A 24,793-nucleotide genomic window follows, 5' to 3' on the forward strand; every position below is an offset into this window, starting at 1 on the left:
AATTGTTATAATTTTGTAGTTCAATATTTTATGGTGGTGAACGAGAACTGTTTTCATTGTGGTCAAGGTATAGAAAAAGAGAGAATTTTATTTGATGAGAAGACTTTCTGTTGCAATGGCTGCAAGTCTGTTTATGAAATTCTGAATACAAATAACTTAAGCAATTTTTATCAGCTTAACAAAGGGGCAGGAATTCGTCCGAGTGATGAAAATTCTACCCAGTTTGACTATTTGGATACTCCTGAAATTTTTGAAAAAGTAACCGATTTCTCTGAAGGAAACACCAGCCTTGTCACATTCAAAATTCCTGTAATCCACTGTTCTTCCTGCATCTGGCTATTGGAAAGCCTCCATACATTAAATCAGCACATCAAATATTCTCAGGTTAATTTCACGAGGAAGACCTTACAGATTTCATTCAATCATAATGATTTGAAATTAAGCGAACTAGCTAATTTTTTAACCAATCTGGGATACAAACCTGTCATCAGTCTTGAAACTGCTGATAAAAATGAAGACCATCTTGACAAATCTTTATTAGTAAAATTTGCCATTGCCGCCTTTGCTTTTGGTAATGGAATGTTCCTTGCCTTTCCCGAGTACATTGGAGGGGAAGATTATTGGATGGAACATTATAAAGGTTTATTCAGAACCTTAATATTCCTCCTGGCAACACCTGTTGTATTTTATTCAGCTTCAGATTATTACAAATCTGCATGGTATGGTTTAAAAAATAAGATCGTCAACATTGATGTTCCGATTGTTTTAGGAATTCTTGTCCTATACGGAAGAAGTATCTATGAAGTGGTAACAGATTATGGCCCGGGATATTTCGATACACTTTGTGGACTTTTATTCTTCATGCTTCTCGGGAAGATCTTTCAGAAAAGAACATACAGTGCTCTTTCCTATGACAGAGATTATAAATCTTTCTACCCAATTGCTGTTACCAAGGTAGATTTTGAAGGAAAACAGGAAAACATCCTTCTTTCAGAGGTAAAAATAGGAGACAGAATTTTAGTTAGAAACCAGGAAATCATCCCTGTAGATGCCATTCTGATTAACGGGGAAGGAAACATCGACAACAGTTTTATTACCGGAGAAAGCGAAAGCATCAGCAAACAGCCTGGTGATAAGATTTTTGCCGGAGGTAAGCAGATCGGATCTTCTTTAGAGCTTGAAGTGATTAAAAACGTAGATCAAAGTTATTTAACTCAGCTTTGGAATAAAGAAGCTTTCAAAAAACATGAGACCGGGCTTGACACCCTGACAAACAACATTAGTAAATATTTCACATTCATTATTTTAGGTATCGCTTTAATTTCCGGGATTTACTGGTCATTTATTGATCTAGAGAAAATGTTCCAGGTTATTTCAGCCATCCTTATCATTGCATGTCCCTGTGCGCTCGCACTATCTGCACCATTCACTTTCGGACATATCATGAGGATTTTAGGCCGAAATAAATTTTACGTAAAAGATACTTTGACAATTGAAAAAATCGCGAAACTGGACACGATTGTTTTTGATAAAACAGGAACCATCACCCATAGAAAAAAATCAAACATCAAGTACGAAGGATCTGAGATCAGCGAATTTGATTCTCTGAATATTAAGACTTTACTAAAGAACTCCAATCACCCGCTTTCAAAATCATTATATGAATTCATCGAAGTAAATGATGATTATTTTCCGGTAGAAAATTTCGTTGAAATTTCAGGAAAAGGATATGAAGCCAGGGTAAGAGGAAATCTTTATAAGATCGGCTCTGCCCGTTACAATAATCAGAAACCTAAAAATCTTGAAACAGCAGTTTATATCAGCAAAAATAACGAATGCTTAGGTAAATTCATCTTTAAAAATGAATACCGTCCGAAGCTGAAAGAACTTTTCACAAAACTTACCCAATACAAAATATTTATCCTGAGCGGAGACAATTCCTCAGAAGAAAATCAGCTAAAAGAGCTTATCCCAAATTACAAAGGAATGTCCTTTAACCAAAGCCCGGAAGACAAACTGAATTATATTAAATCCCTTCAGGATCAGCACATGAAAGTAGCGATGCTTGGAGACGGTCTTAATGACGCCGGAGCCCTAAAACAGAGTAATGTAGGAATAGCCATTGCTGACGACACCAACAGTTTCACACCCTCTTCTGATGTAATCATGAATGGTGAAAAAGTGGCTACCCTTGATAACTACCTGAATGTCTGCAAAGGGTCTATCACCATTGTGAAAATGACATTTATAATCAGTTTTCTGTACAATATCGTTGGTTTAAGTTACGCTGTTACAGGACATATGCATCCGCTTTTTGCAGCAATCCTTATGCCAATCAGTTCGATCACAGTGGTTACCTTTACTACACTTTCAACATGGATTTTAGGTCGCAAACATTTCAAAAAACAGGCGTAAAAGCCCTTATTTAGACTGATTTTAAATTAGCTGAAATCGGCATTTCGTGATGAATGTCATTATTTTTCACTAAATTTGAACCCCGAAAATAGGTTAATTTTGTTGTCCAATGGATATTCTATATTTAATGATCCTCTGCAGTGTTTCTTTGGCTGCGATTTTCTTGGTCGTATTTATAGTGTATGCCCGAAAAGGACAGTTTGAGGATGATGAATCTCCTGCTGTCAGAATCCTTTTTGATGATGAAAAAATCAAAGAAAATGATGAAACTGGCGACAAAAATAAAGACGAGAAAGAAATAGGAGAAAATAATAAAATTGAGAAAAATAGTGAATAGTTGATATGGAAACACAGAAGTTTAGTTATGACAACAGTATTGTCCGTGCGTTCCTATATGCGACCATTGTCTTTGGTCTTATAGGATTTACGTTTGGACTTACGGCGGCATTAATGCTTTTCTACCCAGAGTTACCTGAATTCTTTTTCGGGACAGATGATACAACCATTAAAAGTTTGGCATCAGGTAATATTCAAGGGTTAATAAACACACATGGTGCATTTGGTTTTGGTAGAATCAGAATGTTGCACACCAATACCGTAATCTTTGCATTCGTTTGTAACATTGTTTACACGGGTATTTATTACTCATTACAAAGATTATTAAAAACAAGAATGTACAGTGATACATTGTCTTGGCTACATTTCTGGACTTGGCAGTTTATGATCGTTGCTACGTTCATTACATTCTTTATGGGGATCAATACCTCTAAGGAATATGCTGAGCACGAGTGGCCGATCGACATATTGATCGCATTCTCATGGATCATTTTTGGTATCAATATGTTCCTGACTATTTCGAAGAGAAGAGTGAGACACCTGTATGTTGCCATCTGGTTCTATATCGGTACCTGGATTGCAGTAGCAATGCTTCACATCTTCAACAACCTTGAAGTACCTTTATCTTTCACAGGCTGGAAATCCTATTCAGCATATGCGGGGGTAAAAGATGCTATTGTACAGTGGTGGTACGGACATAATGCGGTAGCATTCGTATTGACAACTCCGGTTCTAGGTTTAATGTATTACTTCCTTCCGAAGGCAGCAGACAGACCGGTATTCTCTTATAAACTGTCTATTATTCACTTCTGGTCATTAATTTTCGTATATATCTGGGCTGGTCCTCACCACCTTCAGTATACAGCTCTTCCGGCTTGGGCTCAGGCGGTAGGAACAGGTTTCTCTATCATGCTTATTGCACCATCATGGGGAGGTATGTTAAATGGTCTTCTTACCTTAAGAGGAGCTTGGGATAAAGTAAGAGAAAATCCTATCCTTAAGTTCTTCGTAGTAGCTGTTACATGCTATGGTATGGCAACGTTTGAAGGGCCGCTTTTGGCAACTAAAAACATCAACAAAATTGGTCACTTTACAGACTGGGTTATCGGTCACGTACACTTAGGAGCTCTTGGATGGAATGGTTTCATGGCATTCGGGGTTATCTATTACCTGGTACCAATCATGTGGAGAACAAAACTTTGGTCTGTAAAATTAGCTAACTGGCATTTCTGGTTAGGTACTTTAGGAATCATCTTCTATGCAGTACCAATGTATATTTCAGGATTTACACAAGGTTTAATGTGGAAGCAATTCAACCCGGACGGAACCCTATTATGGAAAAACTGGTTGGATACAGTAACGGCAATTATTCCTTACTTCAAAATGAGATTCGTAGGAGGTTTATTCTATATCTCAGGATCTATCCTAATGATCATCAATGTAATTGCTACAGTAAGAAAAGGATCATTCCAGAAAGAAGTTCCTGCTGAAGCACCTGCGTTGGCAAATATCAGTAAAAACAGAAAAGAAGGAGAAGGGACTCACCTTTGGTTAGAAAGAACTCCTGTATTATTAGGAATTCTATCTTTCATTACAATATCTATCGGTAGTTCAATTGAAATTATCCCTACACTATCTCTTAAGAAAAGTGTACCTACCATTTCTGCGGTGAAACCTTATTCACCACTGGAACTAGAAGGTAGAGATATCTATATCCGTGAAGGATGTAACGCTTGTCACTCTCAGATGGTAAGACCGTTCAGAGACGAGATTGTTAGATTTAACGGTAAAAACGGACAATACTCCAAAGCTGGGGAATTTGTATACGACAGACCATTCCTATGGGGTTCTAAGAGAACAGGACCGGATTTACATAGAGAAGGTGGTAAAAACCCAAGTTCTTGGCACTACAAACACATGTATAACCCAAGATCTACTTCTGCAGGTTCCATCATGCCTCGTTATCCTTGGTTAATTGCGACTGATCTGGACAGATCTAAAATGGTAAGCAAAATGAAGCTGATGAAAAATGTATTCGATGTACCTTATACCAAGGCTGAAATCGATTCTGCAGACAAATGGGCTAACAACCAATCAGCAAAAATTGTAAAAGATATCTTCTCTGAAGCAAATGACCTTAAGCAGGCTTATGCTAAGAGACCTCAGGGAGAATTAGAGAAAAAAGAAATTGTAGCTCTTATTTCCTATCTTCAGAGATTAGGTACAGATATCAAAACAACTGAAATCAAAACAGCAAGTAATAACTAAACATTAAAAGGTTCATATGATTCCTCAGAACTTTAAAGATATATTATCCAATACAGAAAATGCTGGCTTCTACCAGACACTGGCTCTGATTTTCTTTATGCTGTTCTTCATCGCTTTGGTAATCTATGTTTTTAGCAGACCTAAAAAATATTACAAAGAAGAAGAAGAGGCTCCTCTTGGGGATGATGAAGATGACGATTTTAATTTAAAAAATTAAACTATTTTTTATGAAACAAAGAACACCTGTTGTTATAAACATCTTAATAATAATCGGACTTTTAATAGTTTTTTATTATTTATTTGTACAGAGCTACGCGTTCCTTTCTTCACCTTACTTCTGGGGAACTGTTGTGATCGCCGGTATCCTTGCCTACATTCATAGTGCTATCGGAGACCTTATTGAAAACAACAAATTCAAGAAATTATCTCCTGAAGAGAAGGCAGCTTATTTAGCTGAAAAGAAAGTTCCTTATTTCAAAAGATTGTACCAAAGTGCATTCAAAAAGCAATCTGCTTCTGAGGAAAAAGATATCCTTATCGACCACGGTTTCGATGGAATCATGGAGTTGGATAACCAGTTACCGAAATGGTGGGTAGGTTTATTCTATTTTGGGACCGCTTTTTGTATTGTATATATTGCCGCTTACTCTTTCACAGATTTCGCTCACCCGCTAAGCGAATATGAAAAAGAATATAAAGAGCAGTTGGCAAGTATTGAGGAATATCAGAAATCTCAGCCTCCTGTAACGATTGAAACAGCTAAATATTCAGCTGATAATATCGCAGAAGGTAAAGAATTATTCAAAACAAACTGTGCATCTTGTCACAAGGAAGATGGTAGTGGAGGTATTGGTCCAAACCTTACTGATAACTACTGGATCAACCAGCCTGAGAAGACATTATTCAAAAACGTATTCCATATGGACTGGAATGGTTCTCCAACTAACCCTGCGATGAGACCATTCGGTAAGAATGGAGAAGTTTCAGGTGCTGAAATTGAAAAGATTGCAGCTTATGTATATCACATCAATCAGGAGCAGCCACCAGTGACTCCAGCTCAGGGAGGAGCAGCTCCTCAAGGAACTGAAGCGCATTGGGAAAAAGAATAATTTAAAAAATTAGAAAACATATGAAAAAAACATAATTTGTTATTAGATTAAAATAGTAACGAATTATGTTTTTTCTTTTTTAAAACCTATTACATATGTCAGACATAGAAGAAATAGAAGTACGAGGCGGACAGGGACAGGTTCTGGACCCTGAAACTTACAGAGATTCTATAGGGACAATGGAGCAATCCGGGAAAAGAAAATGGGTATTTCCAAGAAAACCCAAAGGAAAATACACCAACTATAGGAATATTGTAAGTTATCTGTTATTAATTATTTATTTTACATTACCTTTCATCAAAATCAATGGTAATCCATTATTGATGTTCAATGTCATAGACAGGGAATTTTTCATCTTTGGACAGCCTTTCTATCCACAGGACTTTTTTATCCTTACTTTAGGTGCCATCGCATCTTTAATCTTCATTATTGTTTTTACGATTGCATTCGGAAGAATTTTCTGCGGGTGGATTTGCCCTCAGACAATTTTTATGGAATCTATCTTCCGTAAAATAGAATATCTGATTGAAGGTGACAGAAATAAGCAGATGAAACTGGACAGACAGGAATGGAATAGTGAGAAAATCTGGAAGAGAAGTTTAAAATGGACTGTTTATATCATCATTTCATTGATCATCACTCACTTTATGTTTATGTACATTGTAGGGTATGAAGAAGTATTTAAGATTGTTGGTGAAGGACCATTTGCCCATCCTACCAATTTTATTGTAATGATTCTTCTTACTGCTGCATTTTATTTTGTATTTGCATGGTTCAGAGAGCAGGTTTGTACATTAGTATGTCCTTATGGAAGACTTCAGGGAGTACTGATTGATAAAGATACCATCAATGTTTTCTACGACTTTAAAAGAGGAGAAAACAGAGCGAAATGGAGAAAAGGAGAAGACCGAAAAGCTGCTGGAAAGGGTGATTGTATTGATTGCCATCAGTGTGTAGTGGTATGCCCTACCGGAATTGACATCAGGGACGGACAACAGCTGGAATGTATCAACTGTACAGCCTGTATAGATGCCTGTGATGAAGTTATGGAAAAAGTAGGTCTGCCAAAAGGACTGATCAGATATGCTTCTGAGAACGAAATTGAAAAAGAAACCCCATTCAGGTTTACCGGAAGAATGAAAGGATTCTCAATATTCTTATTTCTACTGGTAGGTTTCTTAGGATATCTTCTGTACAGCCGTGGTGAAATGGAGGCTAAATTCATTAAACCGGCAGGAAGTACATTTTTTGTAAGAGACGGTAAAATTACCAATACCTATAATTATACTTTCCTTAATAAAACGAATGATAAGAAAATTGTTACGATCAAAGTAATCGATCCTGCGCATGGTGAAATTACTTACAGTGCATCAAGTAAAATTCAGGTTGACAGAGATAAAATTTCCAAAGGAACAATCAATATCAGCTTCCCTGAAGATGAAATGAAGCTTTCTAAACAGAATATCACAATTGGTGTTTACGATATGAAGGGTAAACTGATTGATTCTTATCAGACCTATTTTGAAGGACCATTCAAACTGCAATTTTAATTAGAAAAAATGAAGAACTTTAGTTGGGGACATGGTGTTGTCATTGCATTATTAGCATTTATTATCTTTATATTATCCATGATGTTTCTTTTTCCAAACGGACAGAAGAACTCTGAAATGGTAACGGATAATTATTATGAAGAAGAGTTGAAGTATCAGGACGTTATTGATGCGAAGAAAAAAGCGGATGAACTACAGGAAAAACCTGTATACAGCCAGGATACCAAGGGAATTAAAATTACTTTTCCAAAAGATTATAACAACTCCAATACTACGGTAAAATTTGTTTTAAACAGAACCGACGACCAGAATTTAGACATTAAAAAATCTGTACAGCTTGACGCCGGACAGTCTTTCACAATTCCTGCACAGGTATTGAAAGTAGGAAACTACACCCTGAGACTGAGCTGGACGAAAGATAAAACAGACTACAGAATGGATTATGATGTGATATGGAAATAGGACTTATTGTGTCGGCTATTGCTTTAGGCTTTGCTTCCGGTTTTCATTGCATCGGAATGTGCGGTCCTATTGCATTATCGATGGGATTAACCAAAAAACAGGCTGCCAATTTCTATCTTCAGAACCTTACCTATCAATTCGGAAGAATTTTCACCTATTCGTTATTAGGTGCACTTCTGGGGATCATCGGTCAGGGATTTGAAATGGCGGGCTTTCAGAAATATCTGACTATTACTGCCGGAGTTCTTCTGATTATCATGGCTGTATTTTCATTTGGAGGAAAAGATTTTGCTTCAAAAATTCCTTTTCTTTCTAAATTCCTGTACAGCGTAAAAATGAATCTGGGAAGGCTTCTTCAGAAAGCAGACTACCGTTCAAGATTTACGACAGGACTACTTAATGGCTTCTTACCCTGTGGAATGGTTTATATGGCTCTTACCGCAAGTCTGGCAGGCGGAGGAATATGGCAGGGAGCTTTATATATGGCCTTATTTGGTCTGGGTACTCTTCCCTTCATGTTTGCCATCGTCTTAGCCGGTAATCTCATGAATCAGGCCTTCAGAATAAAAGTTTTGAAAGCAGTCCCGGTGATTATGATTATTCTGGGAGGATTATTCATACTGAGAGGTCTTGAACTGGGCATCCCATACGTTTCTCCGAAAGCAGAAGCTATGACAATCGTTAAAGATCCGAACGGAGCTGTTAACTGCCATTAAATTTATATTTACATAACCATGAAGAAAATCATTGTCTTATTCCTGATAAGCCTTTTTATGATGCAGTCCTGCAGTGTGAATTCTGAAATTGTTTATCATAAGGATGCCGCTTCTACTTCTGTTACCGATATCGATACAAGAGAGTTTATGGCAGAAATGATGGCTATGACACCTGATTCATTAAAGGAGAAAGAATTTGGAGAAGTAGATAAGCTTCCAACGATCTGGACAAGCATGTATGATCTTGCCAAAAAGGAAGGAAAATTAAAAACTGAAAATCCGGATTCCATCAGGATTATGAAAAAGATCTTCATGAAGTCTGCAAAAGAGGACAATAAACTGGCTGGGTTTTCTTTTAAGATGGAACATTTTGCTCCAGATGATTATAAAGTACTGAAAAGTTTTACCAAAACCGAAAAAATACCGCTGGATCAGAATATTTACAATAACTGGGATGGAAAAACGCTGACAATTGATACTGAAAATTTCAATCTTAAAAGCATTGAAGAAGCGATCAAAACCAAAAGCTCAAAGGAAGAAGCTGAAAAAATTGCCGGTATGATGGTCATGTTTTTCAAAAAAATAGGCACTACTTTAAAGTTCGAGAATCCCATACAATCAATTTCAGGGAAACATGACTGGCTGAAGCAGATTGATGATCATTCGATAAGGATAGAATATGATCTGAAAGCCATTTATGATAAAGATGTAAAACTTAAAAACGCTGATAAAAAGATTATAATCATTACAGAATAAAGCAAAACCCACCGGACTCCGGTGGGTTTTATAATAATATACTGAATTAAGTGATCCACTTAGTTGATCACGTCAAATCTTGCATATTCTGCAATCTTTTTAGGAAGTTTGATACCTTCCGCAGTCTGATTATTCTCAAGTAATGCTGCCATAATTCTTGGCAGTGCCATCGCAGAACCGTTCAAGGTGTGAACCAACTGAGATTTGCCATCAGCTTTATAACGGCACTTCAGCCTGTTCGCCTGGAATGTTTCAAAGTTAGACACAGAGCTTACCTCCAGCCACATTTCCTGAGCTGCACTCCACACTTCAAAGTCATAGGTCATTGCAGAGGCAAAACCTGTGTCACCACCGCAAAGTCTCAATACTCTGAACGGAAGTTCAAGGTCTGTCAGGATTTCTTTGATGTGTTCTACCATTTCTTCCAGCACAGCATAAGAATTTTCCGGTTTCTCAATTCTTACAATCTCTACTTTTTCAAACTGATGAAGACGGTTCAGTCCCCTTACGTGAGCTCCATAGCTTCCTGCTTCTCTTCTGTAGCATTGAGAGAATGCTGTATTTTTAACCGGAAGATCTTTTTCATCAAACAAAACATCACGGTAAAGATTGGTTACAGGAACTTCAGCTGTAGGAATAAGATATAATTTATCTTCATTGACATAATACATCTGCCCTTCTTTATCCGGAAGCTGTCCGGTACCAAAACCTGAAGCCTCATTTACCACGTGAGGAGGATTCACTTCCGTATATCCTTTTTCCACGTTTTTATCCAGGAAATACTGAACCAAAGCTCTCTGTAATCTGGCTCCTTTTCCTAAATAAACAGGGAAACCGGCTCCGGCAATTTTCACCCCCAATTCAAAATCGATAAGGTTATATTTTTTAGCCAGCTCCCAGTGAGGGATTGCACCTTCACCAAGTCCTTCTACAGGATGAGACTGGAAAATAATTTCGTTATCATCAGCAGAAGCCCCACTCTTCACCAGTTCATTTGGAATATTGGGAAGCTGGTAAAGGATATTCAGCAAGTCATTTTCTTTAACTTCTAACTGAGATTTCAATTCTGAGCTCGACTCTTTGTATTGTGCTGTTTTAGATTTTGCTGACTCCGCTTCTTCTTTTTTTCCTTCTTTCATCAAAAGTCCGATTTCTTTCGAAATTTTGTTGATTTCGGAAAGCTGGGAATCTAGTTCAAACTGGATTCTTTTTCTTTCGTCATCGGCAGCGATAGCCTCGTCTACCAACTCAAGATTTTTGAATTGTCTTTTCTTAAGACCTTCTAAAACGCGTTCTTTATTGTCGCGCAAAAAATTGACTTGTAACATTTTATTGAGATGTTAAATATTAGATGGTTAGCTTACAATCAGCTAACACTTGTACAAATTTAAAAATTATTTTGTGATCGTAACAGTATTTATCGAAGTAGGAGCATCAGCATCTTTTGAAAATACCTGAACCCTGTTATACAAAACTTTTGAAACCTGAAATACCGTTGGTGTATTCCGATACTGAACCTCCAAAGTATCTATAACATTATCATTTGCATTCGTACTTTTCGTATAGGTAATCTGCATTCTGGAATAGTAAGAAGTTCCTGTTCCCGGATTGTCAGGGCTTATAGAATCCAGTCTTCTTCTTTTGGCACCTGCCAGATATTCCATATAAAACAGGGAGTCTGTTGTCATTTTCAACGGAATACTTACCGGAGAAATGTCTTTGGTTCCAAAAATATCATTCACGGAATACCCAGTATAAGATCCTGTTTTCTTGCTGTTCAGCAAATCCTGACCGGCACTGTTCTTCATGTAGATATTCAGCAGCTGATCTATTCTCTGCAAAGAATCATCATCATTTTTGCAACTTATCAGTGCAAAAACCGCAACAAGTATACTCCAAAAATATTTCATCATGACTACAAAGGTAAAATATTAATCTTTAGGCTCCTCCTTTATTTTTCAAAATATTTCTGATACCATAGCTCAAAAGTTACCAGCTGCCATATTTTTACCCAATCATATTCGTGCTCCTGATGATTCCACCACTCATCAATTACAGAAGCATTGAAGAAATTTCTCTTCTTTAACCTTTCAAGATTTTCAACAATAAAGTCTCTTACTTTTTTTTCGTTTTTAATAAAATAATTGACAGGAAATGAAAATCCTTTTTTAGGCATATTCAAAACTGATTCGGGAAGATATTTTTCTGCAGTTTTACGCAATAAAGGTTTATTCTGATTTCCATTAAATCTTATGTTCTCAGGCAGCGCTGACACATAATCTATCAGGCTGTTGCTCAGATAAGGATAACGAAATTCGACACTGTATTTCATGGCACTCAGATCATCCCGGAAAACATGATGGGAGGACAGCGAATATTTCATGTCATATTCAAAATAACCGGAATAGCTTTTTGTTTCTGAAAGATGATATTGGGAAAGGTCTGAATGAATTGTTCTGTAAATATCCTGTTTTATAAGGGTTTTAACTTCCAAAGGCATCATACTGACCTGATTCTGTCTGAAAAAATCAAACATATCATCCTTAGAGAAATAATTTTTTACCCGTTGTGAAAATTTATCTTTTGTAAAGATAAGTGGACCTAGAAAATTAAAATTCCTCATCAGAAGCCACTTATTTAGCTTCAGCGTATGGGAATAGCCTGCAAAAAGCTCATCAGCTCCATTTCCGCTTAGCACGACCTTAAAATCTTTATCATGGGCATATTTCGCTGCATTGATCAACACTTCAATGCTACTGTAGGGTTCTTCAAAATGCTGGATATTTTCCTTAAGCTGTTCCAAAGCTTCTTCATCACTTACTTCTTTCACCTCATGCGAAACACCAAAATAGTTAGCCGCTATAGATGCATTTTTCACTTCTTCTTCAGAAAACGGATAGGATATAGTGTATGTGTTAATATCAGTATTGAAAAATTTTGCTTTAGAAGCAATTAAGGTAGAATCTATTCCTCCGCTCATCATAACCGCCACCGGAACATCTGCATATAATTGTTCTGAAATACTCTCAGAAATCAGCTCATCTATTATTCTTACAGCTTCCTCTTCAGAAATATTTTCTGTAGCTGGGAAAGGCAGTGTCCAGAATTTTTCTTTTATAATGTTTTTACTCTTCAGATCAACCGTCATAAAGGAAGCAGGTTCCAGAGAAAAAATTTGCTGAAAGCAGGTCTGCGGGCTCAGTGTTGTCTGAAAAAGAAAATTGGTATACACTCCATTCCAATTGATTTCAGGCTTTACAAACTCATTTTTCAGTAATGCTTTTATTTCTGAAGCCCAGACCAGTCCTTCTTCACTTTGATGATAAAACAAAGGTTTCATCCCTACTCTGTCTCTTGCCAGGATAAGCTTTTGTGAAATAAGATCCACAATACAAATGGCAAACATTCCGTCCAGCTTTTCAAAGGTGGCAGTCCCCCATTCTTCATAAGCCGCAAGGATAACTTCAGTATCCGAAGTGCTTTGGAAGGTATATCCTAAACTTTCAAGTTCTTTCCTTAGTTTTTTAAAATTATAAATCTCACCATTAAATGTGATGATAATCTGTTCATTTTCAGAAAGCATTGGCTGGTGTCCTTTTTCAGAAAGATCAATAATGGATAATCTGCGAAAACCCAGGGCAATCTGTGAAGTCTCATCCTGTAAAACCGGAAATTGCTTTTTTATCTTTTGGGTAGAATCATTGCCTGAAAAAGAGACTGCCCGTCCAAGGTCATACAGCCAGAACCCTTCATCATCCGGCCCGCGGTGTCTGATCGCCTGATTCATTTCCATAATATTTGTAGAGGAAATACTTTTATGAAATGAATAATAGCCGCTGATACCGCACATAGTAATACTTAATAGATTTGTAAAAATAAGAAAATGACATTATTTTCTTTGCGTCTGCGAAAGAATTATTTCTTCAGAAGTTTTTCTTTTAAAAGCTGTATTTCTTCTTTTGAAACAAAATAGTCTTTCAAACTAAATGCTGTAGAGCGATAAAATTTTTGAAACAACAGGAAAGCTGAAACCAAATAGGATGACGTAGTGGCAATACAGGCTCCTAAAATTCCCCATCCGGGTATTGCAATAAAAGAAAACACCACTGTAACTGCCAGCCCAACAATTGATTTAATATTAAGGATCTTCAGGTCTCTCATTCCTGAAAAGTAATGTCCAATCATATCACTTAAGGCTATGGCAAAAATTCCTGGAGATAAAAGAAGCATAATTTCTTTGGTATCTCTGAATTCTTTCCCAAAAATCATCTCATAAATCTGTGACGGGATAATAATAATCCCCAAAATGAAGCCTATCATTAGGGTAAAGGTCAGCTTTAAAGACTCTTTGGTTTTTCTTATAGATTCTTCCCGGCTTTTACTATTGACGACATCTGAATATAAAACGACAGCAATACTTCGGGTAATAGTCCATATGGCCTCTGAAAATGTAACTCCAATGGAAAATATTCCTACACTGGCAATCCCTTCAAAATGTTCTAAAAAATAAAACGAGAGCCTGTAATTGAGAAACTGAATAAACGCGCTCAGCTGCGTTTTCCAGCCATATTCAAACATATTCTTAGCAACATCTTTACAGAATGATATTTCAGAAATCCTACATTTTTTGATCATGTGAAAAAAACTGGAGATAAAAAGAAGAGCCAGACAGCTGATCTGTGCAAGAAAATAGACAGAAACATCTTTCTTCCCACACCCATACACCAGTATTCCTAAAAAGATAATATGAACAAGCTGTTGTAAAACCGTATAAAGATTAAACTTTTTAATATCCTGTGTTCCAATAAATAAACTGACATTAGTAGATAAAAGCGAAGAAAAAACGGAGATTCCGATAAGATAGAAAAGGTATTCTCCCTGAATAGAAGCCAGACTGAATAAAAAAGGAATTAAAAGTCCTGTCAGAAGTGACCAAAGATAAGCATAAAGTAAGATTTTTTCTATTTTGAATCTTGAAGCAAAATAAGAAGCGCTGCTCCCTGAAAAAATATTACTGAAGAAACTCACTGCAGCTGCATTCGCAATTACGATGGAAATAGTTCCCTTACCCTCACTTCCCCACATATTCGTAGAATAGATCACCAGCCCGAAACTGAGGATCAGAATAAGAAAACGTGAGACAAATGTTTTAATGATAGTAAGCTGCATGGTGATTATTTATCAATGGATTTTTTCACAAAATCAACAAAGGAATATTTTATCATCTCCCAATTGTATTTTTCTTTAAATTCTTTTACAGCATTGAGCGCATGAGCGTGATACAACTCAGGATTCCTGATATAATTAATAATAACATCCGAGATCCCATCAGCATTATGAGGATCTACCAAGCTCCCAAAAGAAAGTTTTCCCATATGTTTCCGGATCCCTTTCAGATCTGAATAAATTACCGGTTTACCTGCTCCCATAAAATAAAACAGCTTTATCGGCAGAGAATGGTTGTTTTCAAAGTTGATTTCACGAAGATCAAAACAGATATCTGCATCAGCCAATTCTTCTGTAAACTGTTCAAAAACCGTTGGTTTTCTTATCTCAATATCATCGAAATTATATTTCTTCAGTAACGCTGAGAAATAAAGTTTATCCCTTTCTTCTACAGCGGACCCGATGATCAGGATTCTGATATGAAGCGAAGAAGCTTTTTGGCGGAGTTTATCTGCAGTCTTAAAAAAATTATCAATTCCTTTATCTTTAGAAATCTGACCGGTATAGCAAAGGGTAACTCTACCCAGTTCAAGCTGTTTAACACTTTCTCTAATGTAATGGGTATCCGGATAATAAGGAAGAACCATCTGCTTTTTAAATCCGAAAAAATAGGCTAAAGGGAACTTTTTTGTAGTTTCTCCAAAAATAAAACGGGTACTCAAAAATCCTGCATACAGCTGAATAAAAGTAAATTTCACGGCCTGAAAAATTTTAACAGGAAACCGGTACTTTTGGAGCATTGACATGGAAGGATACCATTCTGTAACATCATAAATACAAGCTGCTTTATGCTGCCTTACAAATTTTCTTACTGCTGCCACTGCAAGAGGTTCGGAGCAAATGATACACTGAGGCTGAAACGTATGGCAAACCTTTCTGAAAGTTTCCATTTTCTTTTCAATACTTTCTTCCAGCACAGCATAAGATTCTATGTCAATGCCATCTATACCACCGCTGTAATCTGTATATAAACTGCATATCTTTACTTCATACCCATTATCTCTAAGAGCTTTTGCCTGATGATAGAAAATACGGTCATCATTATAGCTGTGGGATGTCGTTAAAAAAAGTACTTTAGGCATTAGTCTCTACTCGAATCTACACAAAGATACATTAAAACAAAAAAGTGGAAATATATTTTCCACTTTATGATTATTCTGCTGTATTGCTTTACAGCAGTTATTTTATAGAGGCCGCCCAGCTTTTCTCCAAAGGAAGAAGGAAGTGGCTCAAAAAATCCAGATAAGTATTTTTAGAGAAGTCAAAAACCTGGATATCATCTGAAAGTTCTCCGTTTCTCAGCTTTGTCTTGAAATCCATTAATTTTAAAGTTTTTACTTCACCATTCTCCACAAAACTTGCTTTCATTCTGTCGAAAAGGCCTAATTGATATTCTTCATCAATTTCTCTCATTACTTTTCCTAAGGCATCAATACTGCATCCCGAAGCCATTTCTTTTTCTTCGTCTACACATACGATGATAAACTGATTTTTTTCAATTTTAAATGAAGAAGAAAGGGGTTTTCCATGAGCTGCCCATGTTGCAAGGAAATCAAATAATTTTTCAGTAATGGCTTTTGCTTCTTTGGTTTCAAAAGGCCTTGAAGCCGGATATATAATGACTCTGTAGTCGTTGGTTTCTACAATATTAGATTCTTCGATTTTCATATCCTTCAATTTAGACTGTAAAATTACGATTTTTTCTTCAGAGTAAATAAAAACAATAAACTCAGGATGACTCCTGAGTTTAAATCTGTATGTAAAAAGTTATTATAAATCTTCTGCTTCAGCAAGAAGTTCAACGATATCTTTTACGGCTACTTCAGTATTTTTATTAAAGTGTTTTACCCCATCTGTCATCATGGTGTTGCAGAAAGGACATCCTGTAGCAATTACTTTAGGTTCAAAAGATAAAGCTTCTTCTGTTCTTTCAATATTGATGTCTTTATTTCCTTTTTCAGGTTCTTTAAACATCTGTGCACCTCCTGCTCCACAACAAAGCCCATTGGTCTTGCAACGCTTCATTTCCACAAGCTCCGCATCCAGCTTTTCAAGAAGCATTCTCGGAGCTTCATATTCATCGTTGGCACGGCCCAGATAACATGGATCATGGAAGGTAATCTTTTTCCCTCTGAATGCACCTCCTTCAATTTTCAGTCTTCCTTCTTCCATGAGGGTTTTAAGAAACTGGGTATGATGTACTACTTCAAAGTGCCCGCCTAAGCTTGGGTATTCGTTTTTAAGAGTATTAAAACAATGTGGACAAGCTGTTACGATTTTCTTTACTTCATAAGCGTTCAGTACTTCGATATTGGTAAGCGCCATCATCTGGAAAACAAATTCATTTCCGGCCCTTTTTGCAGGGTCTCCGGTACAGCTTTCTTCCTGTCCCAGAACGGCAAATTCAACGCCTATTTTATTTAATATCTTGCAGAATGCTTTTGTAATTTTCTTGGCACGGTCATCAAAACTTCCCGCACATCCAACCCAAAATAAAACTTCCGGTGCTTTTCCTTCGGCAGCATATTCTGCCATTGTTTTTATATTGAAATCCATCTTTTCAAATTTATCAATATGCTCATGTACCAATTTACCAATGATTGCTACATTGCTGCATTATTTTACTTTGTTATATTAATTTTCATTGGCCCAGTTCAGACGGTCAGCCTGATTGTACTGCCAAGGGGCAGCATTGTTTTCCACATTGGTCATCATCAGGTTAAGTTCCTGAGGAGCAGCAGACTGTTCCATTACCAGGAATCTTCTCATTTCAAAAATAATGGAAAGCGGATCAAGTAATACCGGACAGGCTTCTGTACACGCATTACATGTTGTACAGGCCCAAAGTTCTTCTTTTGTAATATAATCGTTTAACAGTTTTTTACCGTCGTCTACAAATTTTCCATTTTTATCTATGTTTCTTCCCACTTCTTCCAACCTGTCTCTGGTTTTCATCAGGATTAGTCTCGGAGAAAGTTTTTTACCGGTAATATTGGCCGGGCACACTGAAGTACAACGTCCACATTCCGTACATGAATAGGCATTAAGCAATTGTACCTGGTTCAGATCAAAAACATCTTCTGCCCCGAATTTCGAAGGCACATCAGCTTCTGACCCTTCAGCCGGTGCAGCGTAAGGATCTGCATTTGGATCCATCATTAATTTGATCTCCTTTGTTACGGACTCAAGATTGTTGAATTTCCCTTTTTTCTCAAGATTTGCATACCATGTACTCGGAAATGCAAGAATAATATGTAAATGCTTTGAATAATAAAGATAATTCATGAAGAAAAGAATCCCTACAAAGTGGAACCACCAGGCTGCTTTCTCTGTGAACATCAAAAATCCGTTATCAAAATTGAAGGTTTCCAAAAACGGAACCAATGTCATTTCACTGATCGGGAAACTTCCATGTACTGGTAAAACGCCTCTTGACTGTAAAATAAAATCTGAAGCATTCATTTTAAAGAAAGCCATCATCAGGGCAAATTCAATGATAAGAATCCAGTTGGCATCTTCTTTTGGCCATCCGAAAAGTTCCTTCATTGTTAACCTTTTGACCCCGTAAAAATTTCTTCTGATGAAAAATATAACGACCCCTATTACAACCAAAAGTGCCAGGACTTCTAATGTAGCTGTAAAGAAACTGTAGAATCCGTGTCCCAAAACCGAGGCCAGAAAACGGTGAGTTCCAAACACTCCATCAACAATTATTTCAATGAGTTCTATATTAATGATAATAAAACCAACATAAACAAAAATGTGTAAAATTCCTGCAACAGGACGTTTTACCATCTTACTCTGGCCCATAGCTACATTGGCCATGGTACTCCAGCGTTCAGATTTTCTGTCATTTCTATTGATTTCACGACCCAGCCTGATATTTCTGTAGATCTTCTGCAGGCTTTTGGCAAACAGTCCAAATCCGGCCACTAATAAAATCAGGAAAATAATGTTATCGATGTACTGCATAAGGTGTATTAGTCTTTGTTATTTTTACCGAAAACCGAGAAGTTGATGTATCTCTTCGGATTCGCTTTCATATCTTCGATTAATGTATTCAGATTGGAAGATGCCGAATTCAGGTTGTTGTAAAGCTGATCATCCTTCATCAGTTTACCCAAACTTCCTTCTCCTTTGTCTATTCCGCCAATCACCTGATTCAATTTTCCTACTGTAGCATCTAAACTTGCAATGGTAGCATTCAACTGTTTAGTGTCGATACTTTCTGCAAGGTGTCCGTATTTATCTAATGTTACTTTTCCGCTCTGCATGGTAAGGCTTGCATCATCCAGCACCTTTTGCAGTTTTGGATCATTATGTCCTACCAGATTGTTTACACTTCCTGCTGTAGCCTGTAATGCACCAACCGTTTTGTTAAGGTTAGCTAACAAAGCCTTAATTTCAGCTCTGTTCTGAGCATCAAAAACCTGGTTTGCATTGGCCATCAGGGAGTCTACTCTATGAAGAACCACCTGTAACTGATCTTTTACAGGGCCTACCTGAGAAGAAAGGCTTCCCAGCGTCCCCAGTTTGAAAGCTCCTTTTAATGTATCACCGTCTTTTGCAGTCGGCCCTCCATACATAAGGTTTACTCTCATTTCTTTACCGGACATTAGTCCCGGTTCAAAGATCTCCAGTGATGAGTTTTTTGAAAATTCAAATTTATTGTCGACAGTAACTTTTACAACAAAATTAATTTTTCCATCTTTTGAGGTGATAGGAATAATCTTGTCTACCTGCCCCACTTTAAGACCATTGATAGAAACTGCCGCAGACTGCGCCAGACCTTCTACATTGTCATATTTTGCGTAAAATATATTGTCGGTAGTAAAAAGGCTTTTCCCTTTCATAAACTGAAACAATACCACAAAGCCTACGATAGCTAGAAGTGCAATCACACCAGCTTTTAATTCTTTACTGAACTTCACTTGCTAATTTTTTTCTAATAAGCAAATATAATACATTTTAAATAAATCTTTTCCTTTATTATTCTGCGTTAAATACAAAAAAAGCGACAAAAAAATTTGTCGCTTTTTATATCATTGAAATGAATTTCTTATTGTTGCTGATTTCCCAGTTTGTTCCAGATCTCGATTCTGTAATCTTCGATATCTGCGTTGTCCTGAAGACTCTTCATCCAAGCCTGTCCGAACATTCCGGCATTTCTTTGAGTAAGAGATTCTGTAAACTGCTTAAGATCTCCAGGCTGTTTGTTGACTGTTTCTGATTTTTTGATCAGAACATAAACACCTGTTCCTCCTTCTACCGGATTGGAAAGCTTACCTTTTGCGACACCAAATGCTGCACCGGCAACTTTAGGTTCCATAGCACCAGCTACTGAAGGGTTCAGCAGGTTTACCTGAGCTGACTGTTTTGGAGCTGCAAATAACTTAGCAATCTGATCTAAGCTGGAAGCTTTTGCTGCTGTAATTTTATCAGAAATTTGTTTTGCTGCCAGTTTATTTTTAACGATAACTTCAATCTGATCTCTTACAGATTCAGGATCAGCAAGACCAGCTTCCTGTTTTCCATTCAGATAAACTACAATTTTATCACCTGTTCCATCTACTGTAAATAATTCAGTATCTCCTTTTGTTCTTTTTTTATCGAAAGCCCATGTAAGGATATCTGCATCTTTTTCGGTACCTAAGCCCTGAAGCTGACCTTCAAATCTTTTAGCTGCTTTTGGATTCGAGAACTGATAGTTATTTTTCTTAGCAATGTTTACGAAATCATTGAAAGATTTCCCTTGAACCTGCTGAATGAATTTTCTTGATTTTTTGTCTGTTTCAGCCTCAGTAGCATCAGAAGGTTTAATTGCTTTCACAAGATTAGCAACTTTATACCCCATTGATCCGGATTTTTTATCTTCAATATTAATGATATGGTAACCGAACTGAGTTTCCACTACTCCTGTAGCTCCTTTAGGATTGTTTGCAAGGTAAGCAAGGAATTCAGGAACAAAAGGTGTTTCCGCAGTGGTCCATCCAAGACTTCCTCCCTGAGCTGCAGAATTCGGATCGCTGGAAAGCTTAAGGAATTCTGTAAATTTGGCAGGAGTAGCCTTTACAATAGCACCAATTGAGTCTGCTAATTTCTTAGCTTGCTCTTTGGTTCTTGTCACTCCTTCACCTGCAGGGCTTCCTTTGAATGCAATAAGGATATGTCTTGATAAAGTAGAGTCTGAAGGTCTTTTACCTACAAGCTTAGATACGACATAAACATCTTGCTCTTTATAAGGGCCAAAAGTCTGACCTACTGCTGCTGCAGTGATCTGATCTTTGATCGTTGGAGGCAATTGAGCAGGATTGACATATTGAGGATTGAATGGCGCGTCAGAATTCGCCGTTACAAACATAGAGTCATTTTTGGTATTCTGGAAGTTTTCAGTACCTCCGCTTGCATCCGTACCCCCTGAATATAATTTTGTAATTTCTTTCAGAGTTGCGGCATCATCTGCTGCACTAGGCTTAGATGGGAAGAATACAATCCCTATATTTCTGCTTGGCTCAGCTTTGAACATTACAGGATGCTGTTTGATATAGTCAGCAAGATCCTGTGTAGTCACATTGATCTTTGTTTTTTGAAGGTATGCTGCATAATCTACTTTTACAAAGTCGATATCTGCAAGCTGATCTCTCTGCTTCATTAATTCTTCAGCTTCTTTCTTTCCTGTAGTAATCCCTACTGAAAGATTAGTAAACACCTGTCTGGCCATTAGTCTGTACTCAATTGTCTTTCTGGTTTTCAGCCATTGAGCATATCCTTGTGGGTTGGTGTTTTGTAATGTTTCAATTTCTTTTTTAAGCTCTTGAGTTTTAAAGTTACCTTTCTCATCAAAGAACTGCTTATTCTGAGCAAACATCTGATCATACTGGATCTGATTCCAGAAATAATCATCAGTCATTTCAAAGCCCAGTTTCTCAAACTGTTGCTTGATAAGTTTAGATTGTACAAGTAACTGCCAAGCCTGCTCTTCAAGACCGTTTTTCGGACGACCTTGCTGTTCAGCCTGCTGTTGCAACACGAAAAGCTGATCATTGAACTCTTCGCGGGTGATTTTCTCACCATTTACTTTTCCTAAAACATCAGGATTCTTACCAAAAACCTTGTCAATACTATCCGGGTTCACCAAAAACGCTAAAAGCGCTAAGGCTATTACTCCCATTAAAAGCCAAGGCTTACTCCTAATCTGTCCTAAAATTGCCATTTTATAAATTATAGTTTTTTATCAGTTTGCGAAAATACACATTTTTAAGAAATTACAGAAACAGAACTGCTTTATTTTGATTTTTAATGTAAAGATTATCTAAAAAAGGAAATTTTGGCCGTATTTTTAAGTAAAAAACAAATGGCATAAGTATTGTGCATTTTTTAGATATTATAAGATGCCACACGTTTTCAGAGCATATTGTAAAAAATCCCTTTAACGATAAAAAACGAAAATGACAATTTGTCATTCGATTGACTATGACAGAATTTGAAGATATTAGTTTAGAAGAAATGATCAGTGACGGATTTGATATCGTAACTGAAGAAATCAATCTTTCAGACTTTGCAGAGACTGATAAAAATTCCGAACAGAAGATATTCCCTATACTTCCCGTAAGAAATATGGTGATGTTCCCTAATGTGGTAATTCCCATTACTGCAGGAAGAAAAACCTCAATACAGCTTCTTGAAGAAGCCCAGAAGAATGGTGATTTTATAGGAATTGTAAGCCAGAAAAATTCGGATCTGGAACAACCTTCCGAAAAAGATATTTATACGACCGGCACATTGGCAAAGATCATTAAAATCATCAAGCTGCCGGAAGGTAATATTACAGCGATTACCAAAGGATTTCATAGGTTTAAGATCAAAAAAATTGTTGAAAACCAGCCATATTTCAAAGCAGAAATATCAAAATTAAAAGATACCCGGCCCAAAGATCAGGAAGAATATGAAGCATTGCTGGAGAACATCAAAGACCTTGCCTTAAAGATCATTGAACTTGATCCGAATATTCCTAATGCCGCAAACTTCGCGATTAAAAATATTAATAATAATGATGATCTTCTGAATTTCATCTGCACCAACGCTAATTTTTCTTCGATAGCCAAGCAGAAGCTTCTTGAAGAGAAAAGCCTGATGACAAGAGCCAACCAGTGCTATGAGATGATGCATGAGGATTTCAGAAAGCTTGAACTGAGAAACCAGATTCACCAGAAAACGTCAAAAGATCTTGACAAACAGCAAAGAGAGTATTTTCTGAACCAACAGATCAGAACCATTCAGGAAGAATTGGGTGGAGGCCCTGAAAGTGACGTTGAAGATCTGCTTGCAAAAGCCAAAAACAAGAAATGGAGCAAGGAAGTAGAAGAACATTTCCAAAAGGAAATCAGCAGGCTTCAGCGCCAGAACCCTAATTCTCCGGACTATAATGTGCAGAGAAATTATCTGGATTTCTTTACTGACCTTCCTTGGGAAACCTACACAAAAGATATTTTTGATATTGCAAAAGCTGAGAAAGTACTAGATAAGGCACATTTCGGACTGGAAGATATCAAGAAAAGAATCCTGGAGCACATGGCTGTTTTAAAATTAAAAAACAACATGAAATCTCCTATCCTGTTATTGGTAGGGCCTCCGGGGGTTGGTAAAACTTCTTTAGGAAAATCCATCGCTGATGCTTTGGGAAGAAAATATGTAAGATTATCACTGGGTGGTCTCCATGACGAAAGCGAAATCCGCGGACACAGAAAAACCTATATTGGAGCCATGGCGGGCAGAATTTTGCAGTCCATCAAGAAATCCGGTACTTCGAACCCGGTAATCGTTCTTGATGAAATTGATAAAATCGGACAGGGTCTGCATGGAGATCCAAGTTCCGCATTACTGGAGGTCCTTGATCCTGAACAGAATAAGTCATTTTATGACAACTTCCTGGAAATGGGGTATGATCTATCAAAAGTAATGTTTATTGCTACGGCCAACTCACTTTCAACAATACAGACTCCTCTTCTGGACAGAACGGAAATCATTCAGATTGCCGGTTATACGCTGGAGGAAAAGATTGAGATCGCTAAAAGACATCTGATCAAAAAGCAACAGGATGAAAATGGTCTGGATGCAAAATCATTTAAACTCGGAAACGCAGAGCTTAAACATATTATAGAAGCACACACTTCAGAAAGCGGCGTGAGAACCCTGGAAAAAAGAATTGCTGCCATTGCAAGATGGGTAGCTCTTCAGACTGCTCTGGTAAAAGAATATGATCCCAAAATTTCACTTGAAAAAGTAGATGAAATTCTTGGAGTACCAAGACCGAAAAGCCTGTCGGAAATCACGGGAGTTCCAGGTGTTGTAACAGGTCTTGCATGGACAAGTGTAGGAGGAGACATCCTTTATATTGAAAGTATTTTAAGCAATGGTAAAGGAGCATTAACGATGACCGGAAACCTCGGAACGGTCATGAAAGAATCTGCTACTATTGCCCTGGAATATATAAAAGCAAAACATGACGAGCTGGGGATTCCGCAGGAAGACATGGATAAGAAAAACATTCACGTACACGTTCCTGAAGGAGCAACCCCTAAAGACGGGCCGTCTGCAGGTATCGCCATGCTGACTTCCATGGTTTCTTCATTTAAAAATAAAAAGGTGAAACCTCACCTTGCGATGACAGGAGAAATTACATTGAGAGGAAAAGTACTTCCTGTAGGAGGTATTAAAGAAAAACTGCTTGCGGCAACAAGAGCAGGAATCAAAGATGTTATCCTTTGTGAGGCTAACAGAAAAGATGTGGAAGAAATCAAAAAAGATTATCTGAAAAACCTGAGAGTCCATTATGTCAACAGAATGGAAGAAGTGATAGATATCGCCATCGAAGAATAAAACAATTTATAACATATCAACTTCTCATAAGAAAACACGTTCTGCATATCAGAGCGTGTTTTTTCTTTCAGGAACA

The 24,793-nt window shown here is 37.2% G+C and carries 20 protein-coding genes; 10 read left to right on the plus strand and 10 right to left on the minus strand.

From position 1 onward, the window contains the following. Window positions 1-36: 36 nt before the first annotated feature. From CRS_RS16460 to CRS_RS16500, 9 genes are all read left to right on the plus strand, one after another. Window positions 37-2,415, plus strand: coding sequence for a heavy metal translocating P-type ATPase metal-binding domain-containing protein (locus tag CRS_RS16460; protein ID WP_142725111.1), 2,379 nt, complete (start codon window positions 37-39; stop codon window positions 2,413-2,415). A 109-nt stretch (window positions 2,416-2,524) separates the two neighbouring features. Continuing rightward, a complete protein-coding gene (gene ccoS / locus CRS_RS16465) occupies window positions 2,525-2,752 on the plus strand; it encodes a cbb3-type cytochrome oxidase assembly protein CcoS (protein ID WP_142725112.1) in 228 nt (75 codons plus the stop codon). Between the two features lie 5 nt (window positions 2,753-2,757). Continuing rightward, entirely contained in the window at window positions 2,758-5,019 is a 2,262-nt protein-coding gene (gene ccoN, locus CRS_RS16470) for a cytochrome-c oxidase, cbb3-type subunit I (RefSeq protein WP_142725113.1), read from the plus strand. A gap of 16 nt (window positions 5,020-5,035) precedes the next feature. Beyond that, window positions 5,036-5,236 (plus strand): cbb3-type cytochrome c oxidase subunit 3, encoded by a 201-nt coding sequence (locus tag CRS_RS16475; protein ID WP_002983870.1) that lies wholly within the window; start codon window positions 5,036-5,038, stop codon window positions 5,234-5,236. 10 nt (window positions 5,237-5,246) lie between these two features. Beyond that, a complete protein-coding gene (locus CRS_RS16480) occupies window positions 5,247-6,128 on the plus strand; it encodes a cbb3-type cytochrome c oxidase N-terminal domain-containing protein (RefSeq protein ID WP_142725114.1) in 882 nt (293 codons plus the stop codon). A 95-nt stretch (window positions 6,129-6,223) separates the two neighbouring features. After that, window positions 6,224-7,678: a cytochrome c oxidase accessory protein CcoG gene (ccoG, locus tag CRS_RS16485; protein ID WP_142725115.1), complete on the plus strand. Its 1,455-nt coding sequence runs from the start codon at window positions 6,224-6,226 to the stop codon at window positions 7,676-7,678. 9 nt (window positions 7,679-7,687) lie between these two features. Beyond that, a complete protein-coding gene (locus tag CRS_RS16490; protein ID WP_142725116.1) occupies window positions 7,688-8,140 on the plus strand; it encodes a FixH family protein in 453 nt (150 codons plus the stop codon). Next, window positions 8,131-8,856: a sulfite exporter TauE/SafE family protein gene (locus CRS_RS16495; RefSeq protein ID WP_131436537.1), complete on the plus strand. Its 726-nt coding sequence runs from the start codon at window positions 8,131-8,133 to the stop codon at window positions 8,854-8,856. Before CRS_RS16490 ends, CRS_RS16495 begins: the two co-directional genes overlap by 10 nt. Before the next feature lie 18 nt (window positions 8,857-8,874). After that, entirely contained in the window at window positions 8,875-9,612 is a 738-nt protein-coding gene (locus tag CRS_RS16500) for a hypothetical protein (protein ID WP_142725117.1), read from the plus strand. Window positions 9,613-9,671: 59 nt separating this feature from the next. On the opposite strand, the gene serS is transcribed toward CRS_RS16500, so the two are convergent. From serS to CRS_RS16550, 10 genes are all read right to left on the minus strand, one after another. Next, the gene (gene serS / locus CRS_RS16505) at window positions 9,672-10,940 is read right to left on the minus strand and encodes a serine--tRNA ligase (RefSeq protein ID WP_142725118.1); all 1,269 of its coding nucleotides are present in this window, start codon (window positions 10,938-10,940) and stop codon (window positions 9,672-9,674) included. A 66-nt stretch (window positions 10,941-11,006) separates the two neighbouring features. Then, window positions 11,007-11,525 (minus strand): hypothetical protein, encoded by a 519-nt coding sequence (locus CRS_RS16510; protein ID WP_142725119.1) that lies wholly within the window; start codon window positions 11,523-11,525, stop codon window positions 11,007-11,009. Between the two features lie 38 nt (window positions 11,526-11,563). After that, window positions 11,564-13,462: an asparagine synthase (glutamine-hydrolyzing) gene (gene asnB, locus CRS_RS16515; protein ID WP_142725120.1), complete on the minus strand. Its 1,899-nt coding sequence runs from the start codon at window positions 13,460-13,462 to the stop codon at window positions 11,564-11,566. 65 nt (window positions 13,463-13,527) lie between these two features. Then, the gene (locus CRS_RS16520; RefSeq protein ID WP_142725121.1) at window positions 13,528-14,781 is read right to left on the minus strand and encodes a lipopolysaccharide biosynthesis protein; all 1,254 of its coding nucleotides are present in this window, start codon (window positions 14,779-14,781) and stop codon (window positions 13,528-13,530) included. A gap of 5 nt (window positions 14,782-14,786) precedes the next feature. Continuing rightward, a complete protein-coding gene (locus CRS_RS16525; RefSeq protein WP_142725122.1) occupies window positions 14,787-15,920 on the minus strand; it encodes a glycosyltransferase in 1,134 nt (377 codons plus the stop codon). Window positions 15,921-16,017: 97 nt separating this feature from the next. After that, window positions 16,018-16,506: a hypothetical protein gene (locus CRS_RS16530; protein WP_002983890.1), complete on the minus strand. Its 489-nt coding sequence runs from the start codon at window positions 16,504-16,506 to the stop codon at window positions 16,018-16,020. A gap of 102 nt (window positions 16,507-16,608) precedes the next feature. Further along, window positions 16,609-17,394, minus strand: coding sequence for a (Fe-S)-binding protein (locus tag CRS_RS16535; RefSeq protein ID WP_047428861.1), 786 nt, complete (start codon window positions 17,392-17,394; stop codon window positions 16,609-16,611). A 78-nt stretch (window positions 17,395-17,472) separates the two neighbouring features. After that, complete coding sequence (locus tag CRS_RS16540; RefSeq protein WP_142725123.1) at window positions 17,473-18,810, minus strand: (Fe-S)-binding protein; 1,338 nt, start codon at window positions 18,808-18,810, stop codon at window positions 17,473-17,475. Between the two features lie 8 nt (window positions 18,811-18,818). After that, window positions 18,819-19,769: an MlaD family protein gene (locus tag CRS_RS16545; RefSeq protein WP_002983898.1), complete on the minus strand. Its 951-nt coding sequence runs from the start codon at window positions 19,767-19,769 to the stop codon at window positions 18,819-18,821. Between the two features lie 128 nt (window positions 19,770-19,897). Then, entirely contained in the window at window positions 19,898-22,051 is a 2,154-nt protein-coding gene (locus CRS_RS16550; protein WP_142725124.1) for a SurA N-terminal domain-containing protein, read from the minus strand. A gap of 260 nt (window positions 22,052-22,311) precedes the next feature. Here CRS_RS16550 and lon point away from each other — a divergent pair, with 260 nt between their 5' ends. Further along, a complete protein-coding gene (gene lon, locus CRS_RS16555; protein WP_142725125.1) occupies window positions 22,312-24,717 on the plus strand; it encodes an endopeptidase La in 2,406 nt (801 codons plus the stop codon). Window positions 24,718-24,793: the final 76 nt, after the last annotated feature.

Origin of the sequence: Chryseobacterium sp. ON_d1 (assembly GCF_006829085.1) — a bacterium.
GTDB lineage: Bacteria > Bacteroidota > Bacteroidia > Flavobacteriales > Weeksellaceae > Chryseobacterium.